This is a genomic window from Kribbella polygonati, from assembly GCF_050320105.1.
Lineage (GTDB): Bacteria > Actinomycetota > Actinomycetes > Propionibacteriales > Kribbellaceae > Kribbella.
Window position 1 is genome coordinate 7130615 of the sequence record NZ_CP190129.1, and the last position, 17584, is coordinate 7148198.

Here is a 17584-nt window from a genome sequence, read left to right on the forward strand (position 1 = left end):
TCCGGCGCGGCGGGTCACGGGGCTCTTGCTCCCGTCCTTCCCTCGTCGCTCCGCTCCTCAGTCCAGGACGGGAGGCCCCGTGACCGCTCCTGCCGTCCCGCGACGGCTGTCCGCGCCGGAGCCTGGCTGGACCGACGCCGTCGACGTGGTGGTGGTCGGCTCGGGTGTTGCCGGGCTGACCGCCGCGCTGAAGGCCCGTGAACTCGGCTCCGTGCTGGTGGTGACCAAGGACGTCGTCGCGTCCGGCTCCACCCAGTGGGCCCAGGGCGGGATCGCCGCCGCGCTCGACCCGGAGGACTCGCCGGAGGACCACCTCCAGGACACGCTCGTCGCGGGTGCCGGGCTGAGCGACCCCGAGGCGGTCCGGGTCCTGGTCACCGAAGGACCGGATGCGGTCCGGGATCTGATCGAGCTGGGCGCCCGGTTCGACACGCTGGCCGACGGCGAGATCTCGCTCGGCCGCGAGGGCGGCCACCACCGGAACCGGATCGCGCACGCCGGCGGCGACGCGACCGGCGCGGAGATCGAGCGCGCGCTGGTCGCCGCGGTCAGGCGCGCCAAGGACATCCGCATCATCGAGCACGCGCTGGTGCTGGACCTGCTGAAGGCCGCGGACGGCGCGATCGCCGGCGTCACCCTGCACGTGATGGGCGAGGGTCAACTGGACGGCGTCGGCGCGATCCGTGCCCGGGTGGTGATCCTGGCCTCCGGCGGGATCGGGCAGTTGTACGCGGCAACGACCAACCCGAGCGTCTCGACCGGCGACGGGATGGCGCTCGCGCTGCGCGCCGGTGCGAAGGTCCGGGACCTGGAGTTCGTGCAGTTCCACCCGACCGTGCTGTGGCTGGGAAAGAGCGCGAAAGGCCAGCAGCCGCTGGTTTCCGAGGCGGTCCGCGGCGAGGGCGCGTTCCTCGTCGACCACACCGGACAGCGTTTCATGCAAGGGCAGCACGAGCTGGCCGACCTGGCCCCGCGGGACATCGTGGCGAAGGCGATCATGCGCCAGATGCTTGCCACCGGCAAGGATCACGTCTACCTGGACGCCCGGCACTTCGGCGACGAGTTGTGGCGGGTCCGGTTCCCGACCATCCTGGCGTCCTGCCGGTCGCACGGGATCGACCCGGTCTGCGAGCTGATCCCGGTCGCCCCGGCCTGCCACTACTCGTCCGGCGGCGTCCGGACCGACCTGAACGGCGAGACCTCGGTCCCCGGGCTGTACGCCTGCGGCGAGGTCGCCTGCACCGGCGTGCACGGCGCGAACCGGCTCGCCTCGAACTCCCTGCTCGAAGGACTCGTCTTCGCCCGCCGGATCGCCGCGCACCTCGCGGACGGTCTGCCGGAGCAGAGCGAGCCGGTCGCGGACCGCCGTACGCCGGGACTCGTCGACGCGGACGCCGTACCGGAGCTGCAGCGGGCGATGACTGTCGGCGCCGGAGTGATCCGGAGTGCCGCCGGACTGGCGGAGGCCGGAGCGACCATCGGCAAGCTGACCGAGCAGCCGGCCGCCGAGCCCGGGACGCCCGGCTGGGAGGCGACCAACCTCGTGACGGTCGCCTCCGCGCTGATCGCCGCGGCCACCGCCCGCGAAGAGAGCCGCGGCGCGCACTGGCGCGAGGACCATCCGGACCGCGATGATCTGCACTGGTTCGGCAGCCTGGACGTCACCCTCGACCAGCACGCTGTGCCGCAAGCCACGTTTGTTCCGCGCAGAACCGAGGAGAATGAGCGGCATGGATGAAGCAGTCGACCGGCAGTGGGTCGGGGACCTGGTGCGGGCGACCATCGAGGAGGACCTGGCCGGGGGCGTCGACGTGACCACCACGGCCACGGTCGACCCGGACCAGGTGTCGATCGCCGAGCTGGTCGCCCGGGCCGACGGTGTGGTCGCCGGGCTGGAGATCGCCGAGCTGGTGCTCCGCCAGGTCGCGGCGCCGGACGAGCTCGAGATCGAGTACGCCGTCCGCGACGGGGCCACCGTGCGGGCGGGCGACGTACTGCTCACGGCGCGCGGCAAGACCCGGCAGCTGCTGACCGCCGAGCGGACCACGCTGAACCTGCTCTGCCACCTGAGCGGCGTCGCCACGCTGACCCGGCGCTGGGTGGACGCGGTCGAGGGTACCGGCGCGGTCGTCCGCGACACCCGCAAGACGATGCCGCTGCTGCGGTCGCTGGAGAAGTACGCCGTCCGCTGCGGCGGCGGCAAGAACCACCGGATGGGGCTGTCCGACGCCGCGCTGATCAAGGACAACCACGTGGTCGCGGCCGGCGGGGTCGCCGAGGCGTTCCGGCTGGTCCGCAAGGCGTTCCCGGACATCTCGATCGAGGTTGAGGTGGACTCGGTCGAGGACGCGGTGATCGCGGTCGAGTCCGGCGCGGAGCTGATCCTGCTGGACAACATGGACGTCCCCGTGCTGCGCGAGGCCGTCGAGAAGGTCGCCGGCCGGGCCCGCCTGGAGGCCTCCGGCGGGCTCACCCTGGACAAGGCCCGCGCCGTCGCCGAGACCGGCGTCGACTTCCTCGCCGTCGGTGCCCTCACACACTCCGCCCCGGTGCTCGACATCGGCCTGGACCTGCGCGAGATCTGATGCTGCTCACCGTTGCTGTCGAGAACACCAGGACGTTGGTCGGCCTGGTGTTCGAGGGGACGGTCAAGCGGCACTGGTGGGTCGGGACGGACGACCGGCGGACGGCGGACGAGTGGGCCGTGCTGTTGCAGGGCCTGCTCGCCGGTGAGGCGCCGGTGAGTGGGATCGCCGTGTGTTCCGCCGTACCGCATGTGCTGCACGAGCTGCGGGACGTGGTCGCGCGGTACTACCACGACGTACCGAGTGTCGTCGTCGAGCCCGGGGTGAAGACCGGCCTGCCGGTGCTGGTGGACAACCCGCGCGAGGTCGGCACCGACCGGATCGCGAACGCGCTCGGGGCGCTGACGCTGGCCGGTGCGCCCTGCCTGGTGGTCGACGTCGGTACGGCGATCACGATCGACGTGGTCAACCCGGCCGGCGCGTTCATCGGCGGGGTGATTGCCCCCGGCATCGAAACCGCGACCGACGCGCTCGGCCGCGCCGCCGCCCAGCTGCGCCGGGTGGAGCTGGTCCGCCCGCGCTCGGTGGTCGCGAAGAACACCGTCGAGGCGCTGCAGTCCGGCGCGATCCACGGTTTCGCCGCCCTCGTCGACGGCCTGATCGCCCGGATCCGGACCGAACAGTCGCTTTCCGACGACACCCCGGTCGTCCTCACCGGAGCCCTCGCTCCACTGCTCGACGGCCAGCTGCACACCGCGACCCGTAACGAACCGCTACTGCCGCTGCGCGGCCTGTATCAGGCCTTCGCCCGCAACCACAGCTGAACCTCTTGTGCCCTTGAGATGATCGGGATCACCATGTAGGCAGCTGCATTGGGGGGAACCATGAAAGCTGCCTATCGAGTGCTGGCCGGTCTCGTGGCGATCGGCGTGGTGTTGCAGGCGATGTTCATCGCCTGGGGATTCTTCACGGTGGGAAAGAACGTCGACGGCGGAGCGGTGTTCGACAAGAACTCCAGTGACCCGGCCGGCCTGGCGCTGCACGGGATCTTCGGGTCGATGGTAATCCCGCTGATCGCGTTGCTGCTGCTGATCGTCTCGTTCTTCGCGAAGGTCGACGGCGGGATCCGGTGGGCGCTGTACGTCGTCGGCCTGGTGGTGCTGCAGATCGCGCTGGCCTTCGGGGCGTTCGCCGCTCCGGTCGTCGGCGCCCTGCACGGAGCGAACGCGCTCGCGCTGCTGGCCGTCGCCGGGCTGGCGGCCCGCCGGGCCGCGGGCGCGTCGGCCGCGACCGGTGCCGAGTCGACGAAGACGACCGCGTAGATGCCCTTGGCAACTGTTCGGCGGCGGCCGTGACGGTACGACCGCCGCCGCGCCGCGTCCTGCCCGACCCCGCCGCGACCGACGCGCTGCTGGCCCCGATCGCATTCCTGTGGCAGCGCAGCCTGATCCCGGCCGGACCGCAGCCCACGGACCGGGGCGACCTGCTGAGTTTCGGGTCGCCGGGAATCAGCCGGAGTGGATCGGTCGTCCGACCGTGAGTGCGGTCCGCAGTACGTCGGGTAGTGCGTTGAAGATCGAGTCGGGCTGTGTTCCGGTGGCGTCTAGCGTCTTCGAGAAGAACGCGCGCGCTGCCGCGGCGAGGGCGACATCGAGTACGTCGCTGTCGGTGAGGCCGAGCGCCTTCAGTTGATCGACGTCCTTCTGCGTGACGGTGTCCGCGCCGAGCGCGACCTGGCGCGCGAACTCCATCACCGCCCGGTCCACCGGGTCGTTCGGTGGTTCTTCGGTCAGGGCCGCAACCTCCTCCGCGGTGTAGAACTTGTCCGCGAGCACCTGCCCGTGCGCGAGGCTGCAGTAGCTGGACTTCAGCGCGGTCGCAGCGGCCAGCGTGGCGAGCTCGTAGCGGCGCAGGTCCATCGACTCCTTGATCGCGCCGTTCAGCTGTTTCCACGCTTCGTACACGGCAGGTCGCGCAGCGAACGTGCGGACGAAGTTGGGTACGTGCCCGGCGGCCGCCCGGTTCGCGTCGAAGAACGCGGGTTCCTCGGGCGTGCTGATGAAAGCCATGGTGGTCCCCCCTCTGTGGCTTCTCTCACGGTAGGTGCGGCATACCGATCCGGCAACGGCCGTGGGGAGACGGCACCGTCGACTGGGTATGGTTCACCCGGTCAGTCGTGAGGCGGAGGTGGTCGGAGTGCGGCGAGCGTTCGCCGTAGCGCTGGCGGTGCTGGTGGGGGCTTCCTGCCTGACTGCCTGTGCCTCGGACCCGGCGCCGACCGACGTCGGGGTGGCCTGGGCGCCCAACGGCCGCCCGGCGGTCGTGGTGACCTGGAAGGACACCGGACAGCCGAACCGGATCACGATCGAGGGCGTGCTCAGCGAGAGCCCGTCGTACGTGAAGTACATCCCGGCCGGCGACCCGAACCGGTGGGAGATCCCGACCGCGGAGTTCCCGCCGGACGGGAACTACAAGATCGTCGTCGCCACCGGTACGTCGCAGGGCGGCGTGACCAGCAAGCCGTCCAAGTCGCCGGTCTTCGACACCGACGGCCCGGTCCGCCCCAGCGCGGCAACGGTCGCGCAGCAGGGCCGCGGTGTGCTGATCCGCTGGTCGGTGCCGGTCGCGCCGCAGGACTTCACCCCGAACGACCCGCTGGACGTGACGGGCAAGAAGACCCAGCGGTACGTACCGATGATCGGCCGGCCGGGGGAGATGCTGAAGGCGATCGGCCCGGCGACCACGGCGAACCAGCAGCTGATCAAGAGCATCAAACCGCCGTACGTCTTCCAGCTTCGCGCGCAGAACGAGTGGAGCACCCGGGCCGGCGGTGACGTCCTCGGGCTGACCAGCACGATCAGCGGCGTCGTCCCGCCGAAGGCGCAGTACGGCCTGCCGATCCGGGCCCGCGGACGGGTCATCCTGCACCAGGTCTCGTGCGACCTCGACGCACCCTGCATCACCCGGCGCGCGACCCCGGCCGGCGTACCGGTCGTGGTGCTGACGCAGGTCACGCCCGGCGCCCGCTGGACCCCGGCGGCACGGGGCGCGACGACCGGCGGCGGGTACTACGACATCGCCGTACCGACGTCCGGGAGCCGGCCGTACAAGATCAGCGTGCCGGTGAGCGCGAAGGGCGGCTCGTTCACGGGTACGTCGACCAGCCGGCCGGGGTACACCAAGACCGTGGTGCGGATCGCGTCCGCCGGGTTCGTCGGCGGGGACACCGCGAAGGCCAAGGGCTCGACGGTGACCGTGTCGGTGGCGGTGCTGCCGGCCATGAACACGACCGTGATGCTGCAGGCCTGGAACCGGCAGACCCGGCGGTGGATGCCCGCGAAGGCGCTGGCGATGCGGAACGGGAAGGCCGCGCTGGCGTTCAAGGCCGCGCAGCCCGGCGACTTCGTCTACCGGATCGTGGTGCCGGGCGGGATGATGTTCGGCCGCCCGATGGACGGGATCGTCACCCCGCAGTTGCAGCTACGCGTCCGCTGACTCGACCGCCGCGGCCGGGGCCGACTCGGCCTGCTCGCGGCGGCGCTTGCGGACCTTGTGCACGACGTACAAGCCGACCGCGAGCACCGCGATAGCGATCAGCGCGCCGACCGAGACCCGGCCGAAGATCTTGTCGGCGTTGTCGCCGATCTTGTACGCGACCACGCCGATCGTGGTCGCCCAGGCGATCCCGCCGGCCGCGTTCGCGGCCAGGAACCGCGGGTAGTGCATCCGCAGCATGCCGGCCATCGGGCCCGCGAAGATCCGCAGCAGCGCGACGAACCGGCCGAAGAACACCGTCCAGACGCCGTACTTGTGGAAGTACTTCTCGGCCCTGACGATCCGTTCCTCGGAGAAGTGGTGGAACCGGCGGCCGAGCCGCTCGAACAGGCCGCGGCCCGCCTTCCGGCCGATGAAGTACCCGATCGAGTCGCCGACGATCGCGCCGAGCGCGGCCGCCACGATCACGAACTCGATCTTCAGGTGGTGCTGCGAGGCGAGCAGCGCGGCCGCGATCAGCGTGGTCTCACCGGGCAGCGGCACCCCCATGCTCTCCACGCCGATGACGAGTCCGACCACCAGGTACGCCAGTACGGCGACACCGGTCGGGATGGCGATGGCCTGAGCGATCAGCAGAGGTTCCCCCATGCACCCATAGTGACATCGAGAGACAACCTCTTGGGTGCGGGGGCAACTATCTGGGGGTGATTTCAGGGTCGTGCCCGTTCTCGGAGGGCACCTCCAGCGGAATCTTCGGCGTCTCGCCGGTGAACGCCTTCGTGACGCTCTGCAGCGCGGACGTGACCTCGGACGGGATCACCCAGAACGTGTTGCCGGGGCCTTTGGCCAGCTCAGGCAGCATCTGCAGGTACTGGTACGCGAGCAGCTTCGGGTCCGGGTCGTTGCGGTGGATCGCGTCGAACACCGTGTCGATCGCCTTCGCCTGGCCCTCGGCCCGCAGGATCGCCGCCTGCCGGTCGCCCTCGGCGGTCAGGATCCGGGACTGCCGCTGCCCCTCGGCGGCCAGGATCGTGGCCCGCTTCTCGCGCTCGGCCCGCATCTGCTTCTCCATCGACTCCTTGATCGACGTCGGCGGCTCGATCGCCTTCAGCTCGACCCGGTTCACCCGGATGCCCCACTTGCCGGACGCCTCGTCCAGGACGCCGCGGAGGATCGAGTTGATGTGCTCGCGCGAGGTCAGCGTCTTCTCCAGGTCGAGCGCGCCGATCACGTTCCGGAGCGTGGTGACGGTGAGCTGTTCGATCGCCTGGATGTAGTTGGCGATCTCGTACGCCGCCGCGCGCGGGTCGGTGACCTGGAAGTACAGCACGGTGTCGATGTGCACGACCAGGTTGTCCTCGGTGATCACCGAGTTCGGCTCGAAGGACACCACCTGTTCGCGCAGGTCGATCAGCTGCCGGGGGCGGTCGACGAACGGGATCACCACGTTCAGGCCGGGTTCCAGCGTGCGCAGGTACCGGCCCAGGCGCTCGACGTTGCTGGCCCGGGCCTGCGGGACGATCCGCACGGTCCGCAGTACCAGCACCACGGCGAGCAACGCGACGACGATTCCGATGATCAGTTCGGCCATGGTTCCTCCTGGGGATGGACGAGGGCGGTTGCCCCCTCGATGGCGAACACGTCGACCCGGGTGCCCGCGGGGATGTGCAGGTCGGGGTCGTAGGACCGGGCACTCCATTCCTCGCCGCCGATCCGGACCCGGCCGGCGTCGCGGTCGCAGGCGGCCAGTACGACGGCCTCCCGCCCGACCAGTGCGGCGACGCCCGTACGCAGGCCCGGGTGGCCGGTCAGGTGCCGGCGCGCGACCGGGCGGACCAGCGTGATCATGGCGGTCGCGGTGAGCGCGAACGCGACCACCTGGAAGCCGATCCCGAGCCCGAGCGCGGCCACCCCGGCCGCGGACACCGCCGCGACGGCGAGCAGGAGCAGGTCGAAGGTCGCTGTCATCAACTCGGCCGTGCCGAGGACGGCGGCGACAATCGACCACAGGATCCACGACTGCATGCGAAGTACCTCTACTTCGAAGGTACTCCGAGATACGCAACCAAGCAGCTAACGGTTCAGCTCTGCTCCGGGCCGGGCACCACGGCGATCAGAGTGCTGACCTGCCGCGACCCCGGCACCGGCCCCCGCGACGACCGCTTCTTCTCGAACCGGCTGATCACCTCGGCCAGTTCCTTGCCGAGTTCCCTCGCCTCGTCGTGGTTCAGCCACAGCCGGGAGCGGCTCAGCGAGCTGACGTCGTCCCACGGGTCGTCCGCGTCGATCTCCGCGAACATGTTGATGACGGCGTCCGCCGTACTGCGGACCATCGCCTGACCGGCGGCCCGGCCGGCGCCGGTCGACTGTGACGAGATGACCAAGCTCCGGGCCGGGGCTTTCCAGGGGCGTTCGCGGCCGTCGGTCGACTCGTCGGCGCGCTGGATGATGCCCCACTTCTCCAGCGCCCGGAGGTGGTAGCTCATCGCGGACGGGGTCAGCCCGGCCAGCTCCGCGCATTCGGTCGCGGTCAGCACCTTGCCGTTGAACAGCTCGTCGATGACCCGTTGCCGGGCCGGATGCGCGAGTGCGCGGATCGCCCGCGGATCGGTGATCACCAGCCGCTTCTTGGTACCCACGAGGTCAGCGTAGCGAACCGCTTGACGACGTCAAGTCTGAAGTGTTTACTTCACAACTATGAAGCAATCACTTCAGACCTCGATCTGGTCGTACCGCGACATCCGGCTCGTGCTGCCGGCCCGCGCGCTGTCCTACGCCGGCGACTCGATCGCGATGATCGCGCTGATGCTGCGGGTCTCCGACAGTCACGGTCCGGCCGGGGTGACCGCGCTGCTGCTCGCGTTCGCCGTACCGACGGTCGCGATGATCCCGTTCGCGGGGCGGATCGTGGACGGGTACGACTCGCGGACCGTCCTGGTCTGGTCCGGGTTGCTGCAGGTCGCCGCGGGCGTCGGGCTGGCGTTCGTCCACGACCTGGTGCACACGCTCGCGCTGGTCTGCGTACTGCAGATCGGCCAGGCCGTCGCCGGTCCCGCCTGGGGTGCGTTGATCCCGCGGATCGTCGGCGAGGAGCTGGTCGGCCGTACCACCGGGGCCAGCCAGGCGCTGATCGGCGTCGCGACCCTGGCCGGCTCGGCCGCGGGTGGCCTCCTGGTCGGCTGGACCGGCAGCCGCGGCGCGCTGCTGGTCGACGCCTCCACCTTCCTGGTCCTTGTTTTCGTCGCGCAGCTCGTCCGCACGCGCCGCCGCCCCGAGCCCGGGAGCGACGTCGAGAAGGGTGGCGTGACGGCCGGCCTGCGGGCGATCTTCGGCGACACCATCCTGCGGATCCTGGTCCCGGCGCTCTGGCTGTTCGTGGTGGTCGGCGAGGCGGTCAACGTGGTCGAGGTCTTCCTGATCACCGGCGAACTGGGCCTCGGCCCCGCCCTGTACGGCGCCGCGGGCGCGGCAACCGGCCTCGGCGCCATCGCCGGCTCCGCCTACACCGGCCGTCTGCGTACCGACCGAACACGGTCCCGGGCCGTCATCGCAGGTATGGCTGCCATCGGCGGTTCGTGCGTCCTGATGGGCGTGGCCGGCAACATCGTCACGCTGATGATCGGCGCCACCACGATCGGTGTCGGCAGCGGAATGCTGAACGCCGCAACCAGCTCGCTCGTCGTGACCCGGGTGGCCGAAGCGGTCCGCGGCCGCGTGATCGCCGCCCTGAACGGGACGGTCCGCACGTTCAGCATCCTGGCCCTGCTGCTCGGCGGTACGGCGGGCCTGCTGCTCGGCCCGCGCTGGACGTTCGTGACCTGCGGCCTGGCCTGCGCGCTCGCGGCGGCGGTCGCCGGCGTACTCGTCGTACGAACAAAGGATTCGGAGCTGGAGGCGGTCAGTCACTAGCCTTAAGGCATGACTGATACACACGTGGACCCGGTGAACCCCGACAGCGGGCAGGACGACCTGCCCGAGCAGATGCGGGTCCGCCGGGAGAAGCGTGACCGCCTGCTGGCGGAAGGAGTGCCGCCGTACCCGATCTCGGTGCGGCGGACGCACCTGCTGAAGGACCTGCGGGCGAAGTACGACGCGCAGGAGCTGGCGGCCGACACCAGGACCGGCGAACAGGTCTCGGTGAGCGGCCGGGTGATCTTCCTGCGCAACACCGGCAAGCTGTGCTTCGTCCGGCTCCGCGAGGGCGACGGGACCGAGCTCCAGGTGATGCTGTCGCTGGCCGACCTCGGCGAGGAGGAGCTGGCCCGGTTCAAGCAGCTCGTCGACATCGGCGACCTGCTGGCGGTCCAGGGCGAGGTGATCACCAGCCGGCGCGGCGAGCTGTCCGTGCAGGCCACCGCCTGGCAGATGGCCGCGAAGACCCTCCGCCCGCTGCCGAACGAGCACAAGCCGCTCAGCGAGGAAGCCCGGGTCCGGATGCGGTACGTCGACCTGATCGTGCGCCCGGAGGCCCGGGAGATGGTCCGCGCGAAGGCCGCCGTACTGAAGGCGCTGCGGCAGACGTACGACGACCACGGCTTCGTCGAGGTCGAGACGCCGGTGCTGCAGCTGACCAACGGCGGTGCCGCGGCGCGCCCGTTCTCGACCCACCTGAACGCGTTCGACCAGGAGATGAAGCTCCGGATCGCGCTCGAGCTGGACCTGAAGCGGGCGATGATCGGCGGCGTCGACCGGGTCTACGAGATCGGCCGCACGTTCCGCAACGAGGGCCTGGACTCCACCCACTCGGCGGAATTCTCGATGATCGAGGCGTATCAGGCGTACGGCGATTACGACACGATGGCCGAGCTGATCCAGGAGCTGATCCGGAACTCCGGCCGCGCGATCGGCCGGACGACGGTCACCGGGCGCGACGGGCAGACCATCGACGTCGAGCAGCCGTTCCGGCACGCGACGCTTTTCGGGCTGCTGTCCGAAGCGGTCGGCGAGAGTGTCGACGTGACCACCGACCTGGCCACGCTGCTGAAGTTGGCCGAGCAGCACGACGTCGAGCTCCAGCCCGGCCGGAATGCCGGTGAGATCGCCGTCGACTTGTTCGAGAAGCTCTGCGAGCACACGCTGATCCAGCCCACGTTTGTCCGCGACTATCCGGAGTCGGCGCGGCCGCTGGCGAAGCCGCACCGGGAAATTCCGGGCCTGGTCGAGGCCTGGGACCTGTTCTTCAACGGCGTCGAGCTCGGGGTCGCGTACTCGGAGCTGAACGACCCGGTGATCCAGCGCGATCGCCTGGAGGCGCAGTCGATCCAGGCCGCGGCCGGCGACCCGGAGGCGATGGAACTCGACGAGGACTTCCTCCGCGCAATGGAATTCGGCATGCCGCCGGCCGGTGGTATGGGGATGGGTCTCGACCGGTTGGTGATGCTGCTCACCGGGACCGGTATCCGGGAGACGATTCTGTTCCCGTTGCTCCGGCCGGAGTGATTCCGGTAGTTGCATAGCACAACGGACCGGATCGGCAAATTCCGGGTCGAATTGATTCCGGTCCAGCCGGTTTCAGAACCCATGAATACTCTTGGTCACGACGCTTGCGCAGTGTTGATGAATGACACGGGCCCGGTTTGTGCGGTACAAATCAGGTGCTAACAATTCGGCGCGGAAAGGTTGTCATCGATGGCGCAAAGGGTGCAGGTGGTTCTCGAGGACGATCTCGACGGCGGTAAGGCCGACGAGACCGTCACTTTCGGGCTGGACGGAACGACTTACGAGATCGACCTGTCCAAGAAGAACGCCGCAAAACTGCGCGACGCGCTGGCCGCGTACGTCGGCAACGGCCGCCGGGTGGCCGGCCGCCGGGGCGCGACGGGCCGGGCCCGCGGGCGCGGCGGCCGTTCGGCCTCGGACTCCGCGGACATCCGGGCCTGGGCCAAGGAGAACGGGTACGACGTCAGCGAGCGCGGCCGGATCTCGGCCGAGGTGCGCGCGGCGTACAACGACGCGAAATAACGTCCCGCCTCGCTCCGCTCGGCGGGGTGGGTGGGTTTCACACTCCCCGCCTCTCTCCGCTCGGCGGGGTGGTGTGGGTTTTCAGTTGTCGCGGTCCTGGCGCCCAAAGGGTGCCGGGACCGTCCGCATTCCGGTTGTTTCACAGAGTGGGACGCGGGCGTGTCGCATCCGGTGGCTGACCGGACAGGTAGTTCGGGGAATTCGCTGGTGGCGAACAAGCTGTCCTGGCGCGGTCACACGGGAACACGCTGGTCATCCGGTCGGTTGTCCCCTTGTGATGCCTACCGGGCAGCCGCCGGAAGCGTGATCGGGTGTTCGCCCAGAGCGAGCCTGTCGGTGCCGGGGACTAGCATGCATGTACGGGGGTCGGCCACCACGGCACGTCCGACTCCTCTGAGGCAAGGAGCGCTTTGGCGATGTTTGAACGATTTACGGACCGCGCCCGTCGGGTAGTCGTCCTGGCTCAGGAAGAGGCCAGGATGCTCAGCCACAACTACATCGGGACCGAGCACATCCTGCTCGGCCTGATCCACGAGGGTGAAGGGGTCGCCGCCAAGGCTCTCGAGAGCCTGGGTATCTCGCTCGAGGCCGTTCGCTCCCAGGTCGAGGAGATCATCGGCCAGGGGCAGCAGGCACCGAGCGGGCACATCCCGTTCACCCCCCGCGCCAAGAAGGTGCTGGAGCTCTCCCTGCGTGAGGCCCTGCAGTTGGGCCACAACTACATCGGCACCGAGCACATCCTGCTCGGCCTCATCCGTGAGGGTGAGGGTGTCGCCGCGCAGGTCCTGGTCAAGCTGGGAGCGGACCTGAACAAGGTCCGGCAGCAGGTCATCCAGCTGCTCAGCGGGTACCAGGGCAAGGAGACCACCGCGCCCGGCACCGGGAACCAGGGCGACGCCCCGAGCAGTTCCCTGGTGCTCGACCAGTTCGGCCGGAACTACACCCAGTCGGCCCGCGAGGCGAAGCTCGACCCGGTGATCGGCCGGGAGACCGAGATCGAGCGGGTCATGCAGGTGCTGTCCCGGCGTACCAAGAACAACCCTGTCCTGATCGGTGAGCCGGGTGTCGGCAAGACCGCCATCGTGGAAGGTCTGGCCCAGCAGATCGTCCGTGGTGACGTCCCGGAGACGCTGAAGGACAAGCAGATCTACTCCCTCGACCTGGGCGCCCTGGTGGCCGGTTCGCGCTACCGCGGTGACTTCGAGGAGCGCCTCAAGAAGGTGCTGAAGGAGATCCGCACCCGCGGCGACATCGTGCTGTTCATCGACGAGATCCACACCCTCGTCGGGGCCGGCGCGGCCGAGGGCGCGATCGACGCGGCGAGCATCCTGAAGCCGATGCTGGCCCGCGGCGAGCTGCAGACGATCGGCGCCACCACCCTCGACGAGTACCGTAAGTACGTCGAGAAGGACGCCGCGCTGGAGCGCCGGTTCCAGCCGATCCAGGTGGCCGAGCCCTCGATCGCGCACACGATCGAGATCCTCAAGGGCCTCCGCGACCGGTACGAGGCGCACCACCGGGTGACGATCACCGACGCCGCGCTGGTGAACGCCGCCCAGATGGCCGACCGGTACATCTCGGACCGGTTCCTGCCGGACAAGGCGATCGACCTGATCGACGAGGCCGGTGCCCGGCTCCGGATCCGCCGGATGACCGCTCCGCCGGACCTGCGCGAGTTCGACGAGAAGATCGCGACGGTCCGCCGGGAGAAGGAGTCGGCGATCGACGCGCAGGACTTCGAGCGCGCCGCCCGGCTGCGGGACGACGAGAAGAAGCTGATCAACGCCAAGTCCGAGCGTGAGAAGCAGTGGAAGGCCGGCGACATGGACGTCGTCGCCGAGGTCGACGAGGAGCTGATCGCCGAGGTGCTCAGCACCGCGACCGGCATCCCCGTCTTCAAGCTGACGGAGGAGGAGTCCTCGCGGCTGCTGGACATGGAGAAGGAGCTGGCCAAGCGGTACATCGGCCAGGTCGACGCGGTCAAGGCACTGTCCCGTTCGATCCGGCGTACTCGCGCCGGCCTGAAGGACCCGCGGCGCCCGAGCGGCTCGTTCATCTTCGCCGGCCCGTCCGGTGTCGGTAAGACCGAGCTGTCCAAGGCGCTCACCGAGTTCCTGTTCGGCGACGAGAACGCGCTGATCAGCCTCGACATGTCGGAGTACTCGGAGAAGCACACGGCCTCCCGGCTGTTCGGCTCGCCTCCCGGGTACGTCGGCTACGAAGAGGGTGGCCAGCTGACCGAGAAGGTCCGCCGCAAGCCGTTCAGCGTGGTGCTGTTCGACGAGGTGGAGAAGGCCCACCCGGACATCTTCAACTCGCTGCTGCAGATCCTGGACGAAGGTCGCCTGACCGACGCCCAGGGCCGCGTGGTCGACTTCAAGAACACCGTGATCATCATGACCACGAACCTCGGTACCAAGGACATCGCGAAGGCGGTCTCCCTGGGCTTCTCGCAGGCGAGCGACACCACGTCGTCGTACGAGAAGATGAAGTCGAAGGTGACCGAGGAGCTGAAGCAGCACTTCCGTCCCGAGTTCCTGAACCGCGTCGACGAGATCGTGGTCTTCCACCAGCACACGATGGAAGACATCGTCAAGATCGTCGACCTGATGGTGGCTCAGATCGAGCTGCGGCTGAAGGACAAGGACATGGGCATCGAGCTCACGCCGGCGGCGAAGGAACTGGCCGCGAAGCGTGGTTTCGACCCCGTCCTGGGGGCCCGGCCACTGCGCCGCGCACTGCAGCGCGACGTGGAGGACGTGCTGGCCGAGAAGATCCTGTTCGGGGAACTCCGCCCCGGCCAGATCGTCCTGGTCGACGCGGCACCGGAAGGCACGGTCGACGCCGACGGCCTGACCCAGTACTTCACCTTCACCGGGAACCAGAAGTCGTCGACCTCCGACCTGGAGCTCACCGACCTGACCACCGGCGGCGGCAGCACCGGCGTTCAGGACTCCTGACCGGCTGACCCACACCAGGGCCCCACGCTTCGGCGTGGGGCCCTGCTGGTGTTTGGAGTGGTACAGGCCGGATCGGGCTCTTGACGAGTGGCCAGTACTGCGGGGTGGTTCGGCGTACCGGGAAGACACGCGGGATTTGCGCGGAGGCTACTGATTGGTCGTATCGTCCTGCGGAGCGTGATCATTCCGATGGCACAACGACTCGCGCTGACCGAGGTTTCGATGGGAAGATCGCGCGACTGCTGCCGAAGCAGTTACCTACCGCCTGTCTACCGCGTTGTAACCCTGTGACCACGCTGTTCGGACCCGGACTGTCGGAAAGGGGGCCGGTGATGGAATCATCTCGTCGCATGGACGCTCCGCGTCTGCCGCTGACCCAGGAACCGGTCGCCGACACCGGTTCCTTTGGCGTGCGGCAGGCGGGCGGGGTGCTCGAACGGGCCCAGCGGATCGCCGACACGCTCCGCGAGCAGGCCGAGCGGGAGAACGACCTCGCCCGCGACGAGGCGAGCCGGATCCGGGCCGCGAACGAGCGCCTGAAGGCCGACGCCGACGCCGCCGCGAAGAAGCTCCGCGCCGACGCCATGACCGCCGCCCAGCGGGTCCTGAACGACGCCGAGCGGGCCGCCGAGCAACTCCGTACCGAGTCCGAGACCGACGCCGCCCGGGTCCGCTCCGAGGCCACCGAAGCCGCCGCCCGCCTCCGCGCCGAGTCGACGGCCGAAGCCGACCGTCTCCGGTCCGAAGCCGCCGCGGCCGCCGCCCAACTCCGGTCCGAGTCCACCGCCGCCGCCGACCAACTCATCTCCGAGTCCACCGCCGAGGCCGAGCGGGTACGCCGAGATGCTGCCGCTGCCGCGGAGCAACTGACCTCCGAGTCCACCGCCGGGGCCGAGCGCGTACGCCAGGACGCTGCCGTCGCTGCCGAGCAGCTCACCTACGAGTCCACCACCGAGGCCGAGCGGGTACGCCGGGACGCTGCCGCCGCCGCCGAGCAACTGACCTCCGAATCCACCGCCGAGGCCGAGCGTGTTCGCTCCGAGGCCGCTGTCGTCGCGGAACGGATGACCGCCGACGCCGAGGCGCTCGCCGAGCGGCTGCGGTCCGAGAGCGAAGCCGCCGCGGCAGCGCTCAAGGCGGAAAGTGAAGCCGCGGCAGCCGCGGTGACCGCCGAGGCACAGACCGCGGCGACGGCATTGAAGGAGAAGAGCGAGGCGGAGGCGGCCGCGCTGACCGCCGCGAGCGAAGCCGCTGCCGAGAAGCTGCGGGCCGAGTCGCAGGCAGCAGCCGACCGCCGGATCAAGGAGGCCGAGCTCGCGGCCGAGCGGATCAAGGACGAGGCCGACGAGCTGCTCGAGGATGCGCGGATGGCGCGCGAGTCCGCGCAGACCGCCGTCGACCGGGCCGGCAAACAAGCACAGCAACTGGTCGCGGACGCGGGCGAGCAGGCCGCGCTGGTGTCGCAGGCCGCCGTACGCAACGAGGCCGAGCTGATCGCGCGCGCCGAGTCCGAGGCGAGCGAGCTCCGCGCCGCGGCCGAACGCGAGACCGAGGCCGCCCGGGAGAAGTCCCGCGTCGAGATCGCCGAGGCGCACGCCGAGATCGAGCGGCTGCGCGGCGAGAACCGGACCGAGCTGGAGCGCCGTACGGCGGAACTCGAGGAGACCGAACGCGCCAAGCTGGCCGCGATCAAGCTGGAGATCGACAAGCTCCGGGCCGAGGCGGTCGCGGAGATCGCCGAACGCAAGGCCGAGACCGAGGCCGGCAACGAGCGGCTGATGGCCGACGCCCGCGCCCAGGCGAAGCTGGTCGTCGACTCGATCGAGGCGGACCGGCGCGCGGCGACCGGCGAGGCACAGCGGATCGTCGACGAGGCGAACCAGACCGCCGAGGCCGCACTCGCCGAGGCAGAGCAGCAGACCGCGTGGAGCAAGCAGACCGTCGACGGCCTGATCGCCGCCGCGGAGGCCGAGGCGCAGTCGATCCGCGACCAGGCCGCCGCCGACGCGGCCCAGCTGCTGAAGCAGAAGCGCGCGCACCTGCGCCGCGTGGTCGGCCGTTCGACCAGCCGGCTGAAGCAGACCCAGGAGTCGATCGCCAAGGAGAACGCCGAGCTGACCCAGCTCGCCGAGACCACGCTGTACTCGGCCGGCGAGCAGGCGGAGGCGAAGCTGGCCGACGCCGAGAAGCAGGCCGCGAAGGTGACCGCCCAGGCACAGGCCCGCGCGGACCGGCTGAAGACGACCGCCGCCGACGACGCCCGGGAGATCATCGAGCGCGCGAACCGCCGCGAGGCCGAGGCCGAGGCGAGTACGCAGGTACTGCGGGAACGCGCCGCGAACGACCTGTCCGAGGCGCAGCGCCAGTCGCACGAGCTGATCCGGAGGTCCCGCGCCGAGGCCCAGCAGCTCGAGGCCCAGGCCCGCGAGCACTCCGACGACCTGCGTGCGCAGGCCCGCAAACTTCTCGCCGACGCCGAGGCGAGGGTCGCGGCGCTGAACCAGCGCCGTGATGAGATCACCAAGGAGCTCACCCAGCTTTCGGGTGTGATCGAGGCACTCGCTGTACCGGGGTTCCGCCCAGGTGGTGGAATGTCCTCCAGTGAGGGTTCCACGGGGGAATCAGGATGAGGACGTGACAGTC

15 protein-coding genes are annotated in these 17584 nt (G+C 69.8%); 10 read left to right on the top strand and 5 right to left on the bottom strand.

What is annotated here, in order from left to right:
• Positions 1–79: 79 nt before the first annotated feature.
• The 4 genes from ACQHIV_RS34075 to ACQHIV_RS34090 are packed head-to-tail and all read left to right on the top strand — an operon-like array spanning position 80 to position 3847.
• Positions 80–1738: an L-aspartate oxidase gene (locus ACQHIV_RS34075; RefSeq protein ID WP_427888259.1), complete on the top strand. Its 1659-nt coding sequence runs from the start codon at positions 80–82 to the stop codon at positions 1736–1738.
• Positions 1731–2585, top strand: coding sequence for a carboxylating nicotinate-nucleotide diphosphorylase (nadC, locus tag ACQHIV_RS34080; RefSeq protein WP_427888262.1), 855 nt, complete (start codon positions 1731–1733; stop codon positions 2583–2585). Before ACQHIV_RS34075 ends, nadC begins: the two co-directional genes overlap by 8 nt.
• Positions 2585–3349 (top strand): type III pantothenate kinase, encoded by a 765-nt coding sequence (locus tag ACQHIV_RS34085; protein ID WP_427888264.1) that lies wholly within the window; start codon positions 2585–2587, stop codon positions 3347–3349. The genes nadC and ACQHIV_RS34085 overlap by 1 nt, the downstream gene beginning before the upstream one ends.
• A gap of 60 nt (positions 3350–3409) precedes the next feature.
• Positions 3410–3847, top strand: coding sequence for a DUF6220 domain-containing protein (locus ACQHIV_RS34090; RefSeq protein WP_427888266.1), 438 nt, complete (start codon positions 3410–3412; stop codon positions 3845–3847).
• A 186-nt stretch (positions 3848–4033) separates the two neighbouring features.
• On the opposite strand, the gene ACQHIV_RS34095 is transcribed toward ACQHIV_RS34090, so the two are convergent.
• Complete coding sequence (locus ACQHIV_RS34095; RefSeq protein WP_427888268.1) at positions 4034–4594, bottom strand: carboxymuconolactone decarboxylase family protein; 561 nt, start codon at positions 4592–4594, stop codon at positions 4034–4036.
• A 127-nt stretch (positions 4595–4721) separates the two neighbouring features.
• Between ACQHIV_RS34095 and ACQHIV_RS34100 the strand changes: the two genes are divergently transcribed.
• Entirely contained in the window at positions 4722–6020 is a 1299-nt protein-coding gene (locus tag ACQHIV_RS34100) for a hypothetical protein (RefSeq protein WP_427888270.1), read from the top strand.
• Here the strand turns inward: ACQHIV_RS34100 and ACQHIV_RS34105 are convergent.
• From ACQHIV_RS34105 to ACQHIV_RS34120, 4 genes are read right to left on the bottom strand one after another with little or no spacing between them, the layout of a single operon-like run.
• On the bottom strand, positions 6006–6668 hold the full coding sequence (locus ACQHIV_RS34105; RefSeq protein WP_427888272.1) for a DedA family protein: 663 nt from the start codon (positions 6666–6668) through the stop codon (positions 6006–6008). The genes ACQHIV_RS34100 and ACQHIV_RS34105 overlap by 15 nt on opposite strands.
• 46 nt (positions 6669–6714) lie before the next feature.
• Entirely contained in the window at positions 6715–7611 is an 897-nt protein-coding gene (locus ACQHIV_RS34110; RefSeq protein WP_427888275.1) for an SPFH domain-containing protein, read from the bottom strand.
• Entirely contained in the window at positions 7599–8045 is a 447-nt protein-coding gene (locus ACQHIV_RS34115) for an NfeD family protein (RefSeq protein WP_427888277.1), read from the bottom strand. Before ACQHIV_RS34115 ends, ACQHIV_RS34110 begins: the two co-directional genes overlap by 13 nt.
• 56 nt (positions 8046–8101) lie before the next feature.
• Positions 8102–8659, bottom strand: coding sequence for an ArsR/SmtB family transcription factor (locus ACQHIV_RS34120; protein WP_427888279.1), 558 nt, complete (start codon positions 8657–8659; stop codon positions 8102–8104).
• 58 nt (positions 8660–8717) lie between these two features.
• On the opposite strand from ACQHIV_RS34120, the gene ACQHIV_RS34125 reads away from it, so the two are divergent.
• The 5 genes from ACQHIV_RS34125 (at position 8718) to ACQHIV_RS34145 (ending at position 17571) form a co-directional block, all read left to right on the top strand.
• Positions 8718–9929, top strand: a complete 1212-nt coding sequence (locus tag ACQHIV_RS34125) for an MFS transporter (RefSeq protein WP_427888281.1) — start codon at positions 8718–8720, stop codon at positions 9927–9929.
• Between the two features lie 9 nt (positions 9930–9938).
• On the top strand, positions 9939–11459 hold the full coding sequence (gene lysS / locus ACQHIV_RS34130; RefSeq protein ID WP_427888283.1) for a lysine--tRNA ligase: 1521 nt from the start codon (positions 9939–9941) through the stop codon (positions 11457–11459).
• A gap of 189 nt (positions 11460–11648) precedes the next feature.
• Positions 11649–11981, top strand: a complete 333-nt coding sequence (locus ACQHIV_RS34135; RefSeq protein ID WP_427888285.1) for a histone-like nucleoid-structuring protein Lsr2 — start codon at positions 11649–11651, stop codon at positions 11979–11981.
• A 416-nt stretch (positions 11982–12397) separates the two neighbouring features.
• Complete coding sequence (locus ACQHIV_RS34140) at positions 12398–14941, top strand: ATP-dependent Clp protease ATP-binding subunit (protein ID WP_427888288.1); 2544 nt, start codon at positions 12398–12400, stop codon at positions 14939–14941.
• A gap of 350 nt (positions 14942–15291) precedes the next feature.
• Positions 15292–17571 (top strand): kinetoplast-associated-like protein, encoded by a 2280-nt coding sequence (locus ACQHIV_RS34145; RefSeq protein ID WP_427888290.1) that lies wholly within the window; start codon positions 15292–15294, stop codon positions 17569–17571.
• The last annotated feature ends 13 nt before the right edge of the window (positions 17572–17584 follow it).